This window comes from Streptoverticillium reticulum, from assembly GCF_047456005.1.
Taxonomy (GTDB): domain Bacteria; phylum Actinomycetota; class Actinomycetes; order Streptomycetales; family Streptomycetaceae; genus Streptomyces; species Streptomyces reticulum.
The window spans coordinates 34,997-47,499 of sequence record NZ_CP179755.1 but is presented as its reverse complement, the minus strand read 5'-3'; the positions used below and the strand labels follow the sequence as shown (position 1 = coordinate 47,499).

Here is a 12,503-nt window from a genome sequence, read left to right as displayed (position 1 = left end):
CGCTGCTAGCATGCGCCCATGCATGGGCACCTGGACGCTCTCGAAGCACGCATGCAGCAGCTGCAACGAGACATGCGGCAGGCGCACTTGAACCACGACAGCGCCCGGGTCCGTGCACTCAGCGGGGAACTGAAGCGCACTCAAAACGCTTACAACGCCCTGTTCGGCTCCGATGACGCGCCCGAGGCGACCCCGCCACAGCCACGGCCCGCGGATGAGCCGGACGGGGCTGGGCTGCCCGCCCGGGAACAGGTCCACCAGGTGCTGACACTCCTCACCGTTCCCGCCGCGCCCAAGTTGCTCAACCAGGTCCACGAAGCCTTCTTCTCCGGCCCGCTGAACACCGCGCGGCTGGCCGCCGTGCGCCGGGACGAGGAACGCTCCTTCCGCTCCTCGCCCAACGCGCGCGCCTACTACATCTGCTCGGCCCTGACAGCCGACCTGCTCGCCCCAGCCCGCGCTCTCCTCGCCCTCAGCACCTGGCCGCTGGAGCAACGCGTAGTGGGGCCGCTCACCCACCGCGTCCACTTCCTCACCTCGGCCCTGCGATTGGCAGAAGCCGCCGCGGCCCGCACCGACGACGCCCTGCAACGGGAGCCCATCCGCCGACTCCTGCTGCACTACAACCGCAACATTCCCGGCTGCCCCACCCAGGGGCCGCTCGACCTGGACGCGCTCCGCCACTCCGCCGCAGCCGAACTGGCCATCCATGCCGACGACGACGCCGACGCCCGCACCGAGGCCGCCCGTCGCGCACAGCAACTCGCCGACGTGGAGCGGCTCTTCGGCAACACCCTGCGCAACGTCACCCGCCTGCGCCGCACGTCATGACCGCACTCTGCGGCCGACCACCGCACCGTGAGCCAAGGAAGAACCGTGAACTCGCTCGCCGCGCGACTGGACGCCCTGAGAGGATCCAGCCCCGCTGCCCCGCACACCGCCCGAACCCTGGCCGCGCTGACGACCAACCCCGGATGCGACCGGCGCGCCCTGATGGACGCGGCAGGCGTCGACAAGGACGCCCTTGCCGCGCACCTGAACCTGCCGCGGCCGCTGCGCCCGTCCACCATCGCCCTTGACCACGGCGCTGCCTTCGAGCGCCGGGTCACCGCCCAAGCCGGCGCCGAACTCGTACAGTTACTCCGCAAGACCCTCAACCTCACCCTGCCCGAGGTGTCCTACGAAGACCTGAACGCCGTGGGCGGCCGTGAGCCGTCCTCGCTGCCGCTGCGCCATGCCCGCACCCGCAGCCTCATCCTCAGTGCGGCCCATGACAGAGCGCCCGCCCGCACTCTGCTCAACCATCCCGTGCTGCGACTGACCGTCGCCGGCCACCCGGCCTACCTGGAACCCGACATCGTCGCCTTCCAAAACCACGGGACCTTTCACATCGTGGAGGTCAAATCCTTCCCGGTCATCGACGGCCAAGCCGACCCCACCAAAGTCGCCGCGGCGCTGACCCAGGCCGCGGCCTACGTCCTGGCCCTGCGCGAGCTCTTGGCCGACGACGGCCTCCCGCCCGAGCGCGTCTCCAACGGCGTGGTCCTGGTCAACCCCCGCAACTTTTCCCACCGCCCCACCGCGACGCTCATCGACGCAGTCCAGCAGATCAAATCTCTCAGCCGGCATCTCGGACGACTCCGCCGCCTCCCCGACCTGCTCGACCAGCTGCCTCCCGGAACCACCTTCGACCTGGCCCCGGACTCCGAGGCGAATCCGACTCGGCCCCGCGAGGAACTCGCCACAGCGCTGTCTGCCGCACGTGCGCACTACATCCCCGGCTGCCTGCGCCACTGCGATCTGGCCTACTACTGCCGCGACGAAGCACGCAACCAGGGCCGGACCGAAGCTCTGGGCACCACGGTCCGCGACGACGTCGCAGGCATCGAAGACATTGCCATGGCACTGGCCCTCGCCGACGGCCACCAGCACCCCTCACGGGACCGGGCCGACATCACCCACGCGCTCCGCCACGCGCAACGTGTCCATGCCGACTTCCTGGCAGGTACGACATGAGCCTGCTCGCTGCCCTGTTGCGGATGCGCGCCGCCGCCACCGGCGACGCCCTGCCCACCAGCCGGCTCCGCCATCTGCACCTGAGCGACCGGCCCCTGATGCTGCTGCCCCTGAAGCAATCGGGCACAGCGGCCCGACCCCTGGCCGTCATGCTCGGCACCGACCCAGGCCGCCCCGAACTCCTCCTCGCGCCACCGACGGGAAGCACCCTCCCCATGCTCACCGCCCTCGCCTCGAGGGTCACCGCCTACATCGAAGAACACCAGCGGCGCAGCGAACACCTGCCCGCCACCTCCACCAGGCCGGCACAGCAGCGCTTCCTCGACGCCCCTCAACTCCTGGTGCCCAACCCCCATGCCGTGGCATACCTGAACACCCTCGGACGCGACCTGAGGCTGCGTCCCCTCGACGGCGGCTCCTCCGACTCCCGCTCGATCCGGCACCTGGGCCAGTGGCTGACCTTCTTTGCCGACCGCGCCGAACTCCCCGGCACATCCGCCCTCATCCCCCTGACCGGCCTCCTCACCATGCACTGGGTCACCGGCCAAAGCCCCCTGGAAGACGAGGACCTGGCCACCTTGCTGGCGTGGATCGACCCACCCCGCCACGCCGCCAGCGGCCACCAGGCCGCACGCGCAGCAGAAGACCCCGCCACCCACCGCCCCGCCGGCCCGGCCACCGATCCGGCCTTCGACACCGACTACCTGGCCCCCCTCTTCCACGCCTACCGCGCCCGTCCGCGCGAGCGGGCCCGCTGCCTGGACGACCTCCGCACCCTCCTGACCCACTACCTGCAACCGACCTGGGAGCGGATGTGGCAGGCCTACACACTCCTGCAGGCGCTGCCCGAGGCCGACGGCACCCAGCGCCGCTGGAAACGCGAACGCACCCAGTTCACCGACATGACCGCCTACCTCGCCCAGGACGGACGCCCCCAACCCGCCCGCGACAACGCCGTCGCCGCCGCCATCGGCCTGGCCCACAGGGAACACGCAGCCGCGGCCTTCGACGCCGAGCGCGCCCTCGACGACCCCTTCACCCGAGCAGAACTGCGCACCACCGGCGAGGCCTTCGGCGGCACCGTCACCACCGTCGACGCCGACCACCTCGTGTACGGAAGCAGTAAGCGAGCGCAGTGGCGTCCCCGCTTCACCGTCTCCACCACCGACCCGCTGCGCCTGGAACCCGGCCGGACCCTGGCCTGCCACGCCCACCGCGACGCCCGCTACACGATCCGGGCGATCACCCCCCGCGACAGCGATACCCTCGTCGACCTCGAGGTCACCGCCGGCATGGGCACCCCGGCCCGCCCCCGCCACGCCGTCCTCCCCGACAACGGCGCCTTCCTGGTGTGCACCCTCGCCCCCGACCACCACTACCGGATGCCACAATTCCCGCCGCCCGACCAAATCCCATGGACACACGCAGGCCCTCCGGGCCCGCCACCCGAGCGGCAACAAGCAAAAGTGGCGACCCACTTGCATCCGCCGCCGAACCGCCAGGCAGGCCAAGCGGAACGCGCCATCGTGGAGCAGTTGCCCACGCTCACCTGCCCTGGCCTGGTGGTGGACGCACCCCCTGGCGCCGGTAAGACCACGCTGGTCATCCACGCCGCGCAGGCCCTCGCGCAATGCGGCGCCCCCTGCGTCATCATCACCCAGACCAACAGCCAAGCCGACGACCTCGTACGACGCCTGGCCCACCCCCACCTGCCAACGGCCCGGCTCACCGCAGCGAACCACACAGTCCCACCCGACGTGCCCGCACTACCCGGCGTACGCGTCGGCCACCGCATCGAGGACCTGAAGACGGCCCACGTCGTCGTGGGCACCGCCATGAAATGGGCGACCGTCCGCAATCGCCGGTGGCCATGGGCCATCATCGACGAGGCCTACCAGATGCGCTCCGACACACTCTTGCGCACCGCGCACCTCTTCGACCAAGCCCTCTTCGTGGGCGACCCCGGACAACTCGACCCGTTTTCCACGATCAGGACCCACCGCTGGGCCGGGCTGCCCCACGACCCCATGAACAGTGCGGTCACCGTCCTCCTCGCCCAAAACCGCGACCTGCCCGTACACACCCTGACCACATCCTGGCGCCTGCCGCCCACAGCCGTCCCCCTGATCCGCGACGCCTTCTACCCCTTCACCCGCCTCGAAGCCGCAAGTCACCAGACGGAGCGGACCCTCACCTTCACCGCCCACGGCATGCGCACTCCCGTCGACGCGGCACTCGAGACTGCCGCCCGGACCGGATGGGCCTTGCTGGAACTGCCCGCCCGCATCACCCACCGCATCGACGCCGAAGCCTTCCACACCGCCCTGGAGACAGCCGCCGGGCTGCTCGACCGACAGACCACGGCGTCCTGCGACAACTGCCCCCAAGGCCGTGTCCTGCGCCCCCGCGACTTGGCCATCGGCGTCGCCCACCGCAGCCAGGCCCACCACATCAACGCGCTGCTGGCGCGCCACTGGCCGCGGCTGCACGGCGTCACCGTCGACACTGCCAACCGGCTCCAAGGCCGCGAATTCAGCGTCACCATCGTCGTACACCCGCTCTCCGGCCGCTGGGACGCCTCTGCCTTCCACCTGGAAGCCGGCCGCCTATGCGTGCTCGCATCCCGCCACCGTCACGCCTGCATCGTCATCACCCGCGCCGGTATCGCCCCACTCCTGGACGCCCACCCATCCAACGACCCCGTCCACCTCGGAGTCACCTCGAAGATGCCCGACGGCTGGGAGGCCCATCACGCGGTCCTTGCCCACCTCGCCCAGCACACCATCCGGACCTAGAAACACAAAGGGCCCCTACCCGCCCCCGCACGCCCGAGTCGTTCGCCTCGGGCGCGCCACCGAGGGACTGCTGCGAGAAGTCACGGATCACGTCGGTTCCTCCTCCCACATGCCCTGCAGCCCCCTTCGGGGGCGTCGGGCCGGAACTCCAGGCCGCCCGCGTGCTGGCTGAACAGGGTCAGCCGGTGCGCGAGCACGTCGTGTGCCTCACAGACGATTTCCTCGCGGGCCAGCCGCTGGGCCTTCTCGGTGTGCAGAGATGCCGTCGGTATCTGCATGGGCGGCGCGGTTGCGGAGGCTGAGCAGCAGCTGACCGCGGGAGCGCACGAACCTGCCCCACCCCCCTGCCTACCTCACCAGCAATTTGACTGCTCATCAGGCTGACTGACCACCTTCCGCAATCATAGTTCATTCTTGACCTACGGTGCTTGAGGTGATGTGCTTGTGGGTGTGAGCGCTGCTGTAACCCGCATGACCCGCCCGACGGTTGAAGTGCTGCGCCTGCTGCTGTCGGTGCCGAAGGATGATCCGCTGTGGGGGGCGAGGATCAGTGAGCTGGCTGATCTGGGGAAGAGTACGGTTTCACAGATTCTGACCCGGCTCGCTGAGCTGGGCTGGGTCACGCTTCGCGAGGAGGAGGGGCCGCATCCGGGTCGCCCGGCGCGGGTGTTCCACGCGATCTCGCCCCAGGGGCGTCGCCAGGCCGAGATGGCGCTAGCCGCGCGGGATGCACGCGGCCGGCGCCGGACCGACAACCCGGTCCCAACCGAGGCGCCAACGCCCCCTTCACGGCAGCCGACCAGGCACATGCGGGACAGGAATGGCGATCAGAGGGCGACGATCGAGCAGGCCACACTGCACGCGCCTGGCGCGCAGCACACCACTCCGGAGCCCGACACACCCCCAGCGCAGCCCGCGCCCAAGATGGCGGGGCACTGGCCGATCCGCTTCCCGTCCCCCGACACGCTGCGCCGCTCTGCGACCGCCCCTTCGCCGGAAGCTCCCATCGACGAGCGGGCGACGGCGCGTGCTGGAGCCGATCTACGGGTCCGGGGTGCCGGCAACGTCCCCGAGCACCTGGCTGCGCTCACAGAAGCGCTCACCACACTGAACGTCGTCAACCAGAGCCTCACCAGGGACGTCTTCGCCCGAGCCGCTGCCGAACCGACCCACGCACTGCAGTACGAGAAGCTCGTGCGGTCCATCATCATGCAAAGCAGCGATCTCCGGCGCAGAACACAACGCGCCCCCCACGCACGGCCAGGCAGCAAAGATGACGGCTGAGCGTGTACACGCTTTCTGCGCGTAGTCAGTTCATTCTTGGCCTACGGCTCGTGCGTTCTTGATCGCGAGCCCCCTTTCCGCGACTCTCGACATATAGAGACAGCGGTGGCAGAACGATCCGGAGGCGGGGGGACATGCGGGAGCTGCAGTACCTGTCCATGGCCAAGCTCGATGACTTCCACGAGCGGCAGCGAAGGAGGCTCACGGATCGAGCCGTCGAGGCCGAAGCCAGCGTGATGGGTTCCGGCGGTCGCATCGCTGTAGGGGAGGGCGCGTCCGGGGAGCGAACACCTGCCGAACGCCTGGAGCGCGTCCTGGAGCATCTGGAGAAGCAGTGCTGGGCGCGCTCATGGGAGCCAGCGGCGTGCGGCCACCTTGGAGTCGATGCCTGGTTGGAGTTCCGTGGTCCGTTCCGCTACGGCGCCGCAGCCAGCGACGTTGGATTCCACGAACGAGACGTCTTCGCTTACGCATCACTGGAGGAGGGCTACTGCCCGCACCGCGATGGTGAGTTCTGCCCCAACATCGAACTGCTGCTTTGCGGCTCGAAGCAGCATGTGCGGGATCACCGTGATCATCCGCCGACCAGGATGGGATCAGGCTCGGACTGGTTGCACGCCATGGCAGCCGACCTGGTCCGGCGAGAGGCCCGTGGGGACACGACGGCCCCTGAGATATTGGCCTCTACCAGGCTGAGCGATCAGGAGTTCGCGGCCAGGTCCGCCTTTTCGATGATCTCTCACTTCTACCGGACTCCTGGGTACCTGCGTGGGCATGCCCGCGTGTTGTGCAACTTCCCGCCGGAGCGGCTGCGGCACCGGATGATCGTGGCAACCCCTTTGTACGTGGAGGTTGGGGTACAGCCGGCTCCGCCGACCACTTCGATTTCTGACGCCGGGGAGACTGCGCGCCACCGGCGCTGGTGGCGATCACAACGCTGAGCTGGAGCCAGGGAGATCGCAAGCGGACGGTGATGGCCAACTCACCACGAAGCTCAGCCTGAACACTGAGTCGATCATCCAGCTCGAACTTGACCCGCCAACAGGCAGGCTGAAGGAAAGTCACTTCGAGCGGGACCGGCGTGGCACGGCACTGGCAGATCCGCAGATACAAGGGCAAGGCCGTCGCGGCGAGATGTCCGGCGAGGTGACGCCGTGCCTGATCCATCAACGGGATGCCCGACTGCGCAGGGAAGGAGTGGCAGGAGCTGCAGGTGACGGTCGGGATCCCGGCGCGGGTACTGATCGTCACGCTCCAGGCGAGTGGGGGCCGAGCGGTCATGAAGCCCCTTCGAGAAGACCAGGGGGCGGTGAAAGTTGTCATAGCCTGCCGCGGCTCGATGGGGAGGTGGGGCAGGAGCCAGCGTGTGCCGGGCCGCCCAGTTGAGCGAATGGTCGACACCCCCAGGACGACGGTCCTGCTTTGCGCCGTTGGCGTCGGCGGCCGGACCCAGGACCGGCTGGGCCCGAGTGCTCGCTGAACGGCCCTCGGGTGGAGGAGACTTGGCGCATGCAGATGGGCGGGGGAGAGGGCGAGGCTGGTGGTCGCGGCCAGGGATGCGGATTCGGCGCTCAAGCGGGCGCGGGTGGCGCGGAACATGACGCTGGAGGAGGCAGCTGAGGCCCTGAACGCGATCACAGGGGGAGCAGCGGACGCGAGTTTGATGAGTGCGTGGGAGTCCGGTCGTCGCCGCACGGGCACACGGAACCGGGCTGGACTGTGCCAGCTGTACCGCGAGCGCCCGGAGGTGCTGTTCGCCCACCAGGACGGCGCGGCCACCAGCGTGCTGGAGACCTTCGGCACAGCCGTGGTCGTGAAGGTGCTGACCCGCTGGACCGACCTGATCGAGTCGATGGTGGGAGTTGTGGCCGGGGCGCGTGAGCAACTGGTTGTCACCGGCTCCCGGTCGCGGGAGAAGGCGTATCTGGCGGCGATCGAGACGGCTGTTGCCCAGCAGCCGGACCTGGTCCACTATCGCGTGCTGTACGGCCCGCCCAGGCACCGGGCGCTGGTGGGCCACTTGGTGCGGCTGCTGGAATTGCGTGATCCGGCCGCGCGCCGCAACGGAGTCAAGACCCTGCACATCGGGATGGTCGAGTCGGCTGAGGTGCTGGAACGCTTCTTCGTCGCCTCGGAGACTGCCGCGGTGGTGCCGCTGCCGTCCTTTCACGGGGCGGACGGGTTCGACTGCGGCGTCTTGCTCAGCCGTGAGGCGGCGGCGGGGCTGGTCCACCATGGCCGGGAGGCGTGCGCGTCCGCGCGGCCGGTGGAGACGTTCGAGGCCGTCCGCGCGCTGCCGGTAGGCCACAACTGACACCTGATGGGGAGATCCGTTGAGCGAGAACCTTCAGCAGGCCGCCCGGGCCCGTACGGCGTCCGTGGTCGAGCTGGCCCAGGAGCTGATCCGGCGCCCCAGCAGGGCGGGGATCGATGACTACGGGCCCGTCCTTGCCGTGCTGGAGGACTGGCTCGCTGCCCGTGCCCTGCCACACCGGCGCCTACGCGACGACGCGGGCGCCCTGGTGGGGCTGCTGGTGGAGATCCCCGGCGGCCATCCGGGCGCGTGGTGGACGCTGGACGCGTGCGTGGACACCGCCCCGTACAGCGACGAGGCCGCCTGGTCGTTTCCGCCGGCCTGCGGGGAGGTGGTGGACGGCTGGCTGCTGGGCCGGGGCTCGGCCGACTCCAAGCTCGCCGCCGCGATGTTCTGCCACATCGCCGCCGACCTCATGCCTCGTGCCGCCGATCTGAGCGGCGGGCTCGCGGTGCTCCTGGACGTCGATGAGCACACCGGCGGCTTCGGCGGCGCCCGCGCCTACCTCGCCGATGAGGCTGCCATCCGCCCCGCCGGGGTGATGATCGGCTACCCGGGCCTTAAGGAGGTCGTGGTCGGCGGCCGGGGACTGTGGCGGGCAATGATCACTGTGCATGCCCCTTCCGGACACTCCGGGGCCACCAAGGCCGTGGTCAACGCGATCTCCCGCGCGACCCACCTCGTACGCCTCCTGGACGCCGCTGAACTGCCCGGCCTAGATGCCGCATCGGGGTTCCCGCTGCCACCGAAGCTGTCGGTGACCGCCTTCCACGGCGGTCAGGGCTTCTCCGTCACCCCCGACCGGTGCGAGCTGAACATCGACGTCCGCACCACCGCGAACTTCGACGCTCACGACGCCGAAACTCTGGTGCGCAAGGCCGTCGTCGAGCTCGACACACAGCTGCCCGCCCCGGCGCCCACCGAGGTCACCCCGGTCGCAACCTGGCCGCCGTTTCGCCTGACCGAGGATCAGCAGCCCGCCGCCGCCCTGCTGAACGCCGCCACCAAGGCGGGCCTTTCCCCCCGGGCGAAGACCGCGGGACCGTCGAACATCGGCAACCTCCTGGCGGCCGAGGGCATCCCGGCCACCGCCGGCTTCGGCGTGCCGTACGAGGGCCTGCACGGCATCGACGAGCGCGCCCGCCTCGCGGAACTCCCCACCGTGTACGCCATCTACCACCAGGCCGTACTCAGCCTCCTTCGGGCAGGCTGACGTTCCAGGCCCGTCCCAGATTTCTCCCAGATCCGCTCCCAGCAAGTCCCCATCTCCGTCTCTGGGGACGGATCTTCGCTCGCGGTGAGATAGAGGGCAGCACCACCGGCGTATCCACCGATGACACAGGGAGACCGGTCATGGCCGAGCAGACCACCGTCGCCACCAGGCCCGCCGTCGCGAACACCTCCGCCCCGGCGCCATGCAGCGGCGCCTTCGCGCCGCAGGTCAGCACTCACCTGGTGGCCACCCTCACCCTGGGCCGCCAGAACGCCAACGACGCGGACAAGTCCAACTACTTCGAGGGCTCGTGACGCATCGCCGAGCGTGACTGAGAAATCCGGGGGCCGGCCGCCGAGCGGCCGGCCCCCGGGCACGTCACAGGGTCCTGGCCCGGGGAGGCGCGATGGAACAACAGTGGATCACCGGCGGCACCGCCGCCACGGACGGAGTGACCATCAAAGGACTCGGCGACGTCCGCCGGGCCCCAGGCATGCGGGCACGCGCGGTCGGCGAAGGGCCGGCCGCCGCCGCGGTTGTGGGCGACTGCACCCTCACCGAACAGGAGCTGCGCACCGCGCTTCCCGCGGTGCGGGCGGGCCGGTGGGCCGAACTGACCCGGTGGCCCGGCTCGTACTGGGTGATCGCGGACAACGGGCGGCAACACTTCGTGTGCGGGGACCTGGCCGGCCTGCGAGCCATCTACTACACGCTGCAGGGCGAAAGGGCGGCGTGGGCGACCGCCGCCCGGCTCCTGGGGTGCCCGCTCGTGCCGGATCTGCCGTGGCTGGCAGCCCGGCTGACAGCAGGCGAACACCACTGGCCGCACCACAGCCCCTACGAACGCATCCATCTGGTGCCGGGCGGGTTCGGGCTGCTGCTCACGCCCGGGGCACTGCCGCAGCTCATCGACGTCACCGGCATCGAGCCGGTGGCCGAACTCCGCGAAGGCGCCGCGCAGTTCGGCCGCGCGCTCACCGATGCCGTCCAGCGGCGGGTCCACGACGCCGACGGGGTGGTGGGGGCGGACCTGTCCGGCGGACTGGACTCCTCGGCAGCCGTCGTGCTCGCCGCCGAGACCGCACACGTGCACGCGGTGACGTACACCGACGGCTACACCAGCGCCGAGGACACCGCGTTCGCATCCCGCGTCGCCGAACACACCCGTATCGAGCACACGACGGCCGCCGGAGGCGACGCCCAACTGCCCTTCGGCTTCCCCGCCGGACAGCCTGCCGGAACCGAGCCGGTACTGGAAGCGGCCACGTACACGATGGACGCCTGCTACCTCGCCCCGGTGCGGGACCTGCCCGTGCACCTGACCGGGCACGGCGGGGACGTGGTACTGGATGCGTCCGCCTCCTGCTGGGCCCGTCTCCTGCAGGACGGCCGCCGCCGTGAGGCGCACCGCCAGGTCGTGGCGTTCGCCCGGCTGCGCAACACCGCGCCCGGCCCGGCCTGGAAGACACTCAAGCAGGCTGCCGGTCTCGGAAGGAGCACTGCCCTGCTCCGCGCTGCCGAGGCCCTGGAGCACGGGCCCGCCGCGGGGGAGCGGGCCACGGGCGGATGGTCGTGGTGCCGCCTGGGAGCGGGCGCATCCTGGCTGACCGGCCACGGCCGCCACCAGGTCGCCGCGCTGCTGCGGCAGGCCGCCCGTGAACAGCAGCCGGAGCACGCTGATGAGTTCGACCAGTGGGCTGCCCTGCGGTCGGTGGGCGCCTCCGCCCGCGGCTGGGAACCCTACGCCCACGCCCTCGGCATCCAGCCGGTGTACCCCTACCTGGACAACCAGGTCGTACGCGCCGCGTTCGCTGTGCCTGCCCTGGCCCGGCGCGGGCTGGTGGCCTACAAGCCGCTGTTGCGGGCCGCGCTTCCGCAGCTGCCCGACTGGCTGACCTCCCGCCGCTCGAAGGGTTCGTTCACCGCCCAGCGCATCGCCGGGCTCGCCCGCCACCACGGCCGGCTGACCGAGCTGGTCGGCGCAAGCCCCCTGGCCGCGGCCGGGCTCATCGACCCTGCGGCCGTCCAGACGGTGCTCGCACAGACAGCGCGCGGGCACAACGCCACGGCCATCGCCGACCTGCACCACCTACTCGTGACATGCTGGTGGCTGACCGGCCAGAAGGCCAGGCTGGAGGCGGCGTGTTGACCCCTGCCCGCCATGTCCACCACGCCACCGGCCCCCATGGAACAGCGGTACTCGATGTCCGGCGCGGACGGTGGCTGATGCTGGACGCAGACGCCTCCCGTATCTGGCACGCCGTCACCGTCCGCGGGAACACGACGGGGCTCGCCGACGAGATCTCGGTCCGCACCGGCCAGGACCCGCAGGTCGTCGGCGAACAGATTGCCGCGTTCGTCGGCGAGTTGGTGGCCACCGGCGTGCTCGTCGACACCGACCACCCGCAGTACAGGAGGTGGCGGCTGTGACGGTGATGGCCCCCGCTGCCCGGCCCACCGCGCCGCGGCGTGACCGCTTGGTCGCGGCCGTTGCGCTCGCCCTCGCCCTGACGCTGAGCCGGTGGCCACTGCGTCGGCAGATCACCGTCGTCCGGCTGATGCGCGGGCTGCCCTACGCGCGCCTCACTCGGCTGGAGGCCCTCTACACGGCGGTGCGGGCAGTGATCCCGGCGTGGTGGCCAGGCCGGATCGCATGCATGGAGATCAGCCTCGCTGTCGTCATCGCGGCCGCTATCACCGGCCACAGGGCCCGCTGGGCGCTTGGTGCCCGCTTTCTGCCCGATGCCGCGCATGCCTGGGCCGAGGTCCCCGAGGGCACGGCCGGCCGGGACATTGGCGACGCTGTCGACCGGCCCTGGATGCAGGTCCTGTCCGTGCCGTAGACGGCGCCGTGGGCTGCTGTGGTCCGCGGCTGGCCCGA

The 12,503-nt window shown here is 70.5% G+C and carries 11 protein-coding genes and 1 pseudogene; 11 read left to right on the top strand and 1 reads right to left on the bottom strand.

What is annotated here, in order from left to right; genetic code table 11:
- The first annotated feature begins 18 nt into the window (after positions 1-18).
- The 3 genes from ACMATS_RS00225 to ACMATS_RS00215 are packed head-to-tail and all read left to right on the top strand — an operon-like array spanning position 19 to position 4,811.
- The gene (locus ACMATS_RS00225) at positions 19-831 is read left to right on the top strand and encodes a hypothetical protein (protein ID WP_414166375.1); all 813 of its coding nucleotides are present in this window, start codon (positions 19-21) and stop codon (positions 829-831) included.
- Between the two features lie 45 nt (positions 832-876).
- On the top strand, positions 877-2,016 hold the full coding sequence (locus ACMATS_RS00220) for a hypothetical protein (protein ID WP_414166374.1): 1,140 nt from the start codon (positions 877-879) through the stop codon (positions 2,014-2,016).
- Positions 2,013-4,811: an AAA family ATPase gene (locus tag ACMATS_RS00215; RefSeq protein WP_414166373.1), complete on the top strand. Its 2,799-nt coding sequence runs from the start codon at positions 2,013-2,015 to the stop codon at positions 4,809-4,811. Before ACMATS_RS00220 ends, ACMATS_RS00215 begins: the two co-directional genes overlap by 4 nt.
- A gap of 104 nt (positions 4,812-4,915) precedes the next feature.
- On the opposite strand, the pseudogene ACMATS_RS00210 reads toward ACMATS_RS00215, so the two are convergent.
- Positions 4,916-5,153: pseudogene (locus ACMATS_RS00210) on the bottom strand (sensor histidine kinase); the annotation flags it as partial.
- A 129-nt stretch (positions 5,154-5,282) separates the two neighbouring features.
- On the opposite strand from ACMATS_RS00210, the gene ACMATS_RS00205 reads away from it, so the two are divergent.
- From ACMATS_RS00205 to ACMATS_RS00170, 8 genes are all read left to right on the top strand, one after another.
- The gene (locus ACMATS_RS00205) at positions 5,283-6,095 is read left to right on the top strand and encodes a winged helix DNA-binding protein (protein ID WP_414166372.1); all 813 of its coding nucleotides are present in this window, start codon (positions 5,283-5,285) and stop codon (positions 6,093-6,095) included.
- 134 nt (positions 6,096-6,229) lie between these two features.
- Positions 6,230-7,036, top strand: coding sequence for an SAVMC3_10250 family protein (locus tag ACMATS_RS00200; protein ID WP_414166371.1), 807 nt, complete (start codon positions 6,230-6,232; stop codon positions 7,034-7,036).
- Positions 7,037-7,635: 599 nt separating this feature from the next.
- Complete coding sequence (locus ACMATS_RS00195; protein WP_414166370.1) at positions 7,636-8,409, top strand: XRE family transcriptional regulator; 774 nt, start codon at positions 7,636-7,638, stop codon at positions 8,407-8,409.
- Positions 8,410-8,428: 19 nt separating this feature from the next.
- Entirely contained in the window at positions 8,429-9,622 is a 1,194-nt protein-coding gene (locus ACMATS_RS00190) for a M20 family metallopeptidase (protein WP_414166369.1), read from the top strand.
- 140 nt (positions 9,623-9,762) lie between these two features.
- A complete protein-coding gene (locus ACMATS_RS00185; RefSeq protein ID WP_414166368.1) occupies positions 9,763-9,936 on the top strand; it encodes a hypothetical protein in 174 nt (57 codons plus the stop codon).
- Between the two features lie 92 nt (positions 9,937-10,028).
- Entirely contained in the window at positions 10,029-11,771 is a 1,743-nt protein-coding gene (locus ACMATS_RS00180) for an asparagine synthase-related protein (protein WP_414166367.1), read from the top strand.
- Entirely contained in the window at positions 11,723-12,052 is a 330-nt protein-coding gene (locus ACMATS_RS00175) for a PqqD family protein (RefSeq protein WP_414166366.1), read from the top strand. Before ACMATS_RS00180 ends, ACMATS_RS00175 begins: the two co-directional genes overlap by 49 nt.
- The gene (locus ACMATS_RS00170) at positions 12,040-12,465 is read left to right on the top strand and encodes a lasso peptide biosynthesis B2 protein (RefSeq protein WP_414166365.1); all 426 of its coding nucleotides are present in this window, start codon (positions 12,040-12,042) and stop codon (positions 12,463-12,465) included. The genes ACMATS_RS00175 and ACMATS_RS00170 overlap by 13 nt, the downstream gene beginning before the upstream one ends.
- Positions 12,466-12,503: the final 38 nt, after the last annotated feature.

Excerpts from the sequence above, each read along its gene's own strand:
- ACMATS_RS00225 (WP_414166375.1), top strand. The coding sequence starts at position 19 with ATGCATGGGCACCTGGACGCTCTCGAAGCACGCATGCAGCAGCTGCAA.
- ACMATS_RS00215 (WP_414166373.1), top strand. The coding sequence starts at position 2,013 with ATGAGCCTGCTCGCTGCCCTGTTGCGGATGCGCGCCGCCGCCACCGGC.
- ACMATS_RS00205 (WP_414166372.1), top strand. The coding sequence starts at position 5,283 with ATGACCCGCCCGACGGTTGAAGTGCTGCGCCTGCTGCTGTCGGTGCCG.
- ACMATS_RS00200 (WP_414166371.1), top strand. The coding sequence starts at position 6,230 with ATGCGGGAGCTGCAGTACCTGTCCATGGCCAAGCTCGATGACTTCCAC.
- ACMATS_RS00185 (WP_414166368.1), top strand. The coding sequence starts at position 9,763 with ATGGCCGAGCAGACCACCGTCGCCACCAGGCCCGCCGTCGCGAACACC.
- ACMATS_RS00180 (WP_414166367.1), top strand. The coding sequence starts at position 10,029 with ATGGAACAACAGTGGATCACCGGCGGCACCGCCGCCACGGACGGAGTG.
- ACMATS_RS00175 (WP_414166366.1), top strand. The coding sequence starts at position 11,723 with ATGCTGGTGGCTGACCGGCCAGAAGGCCAGGCTGGAGGCGGCGTGTTG.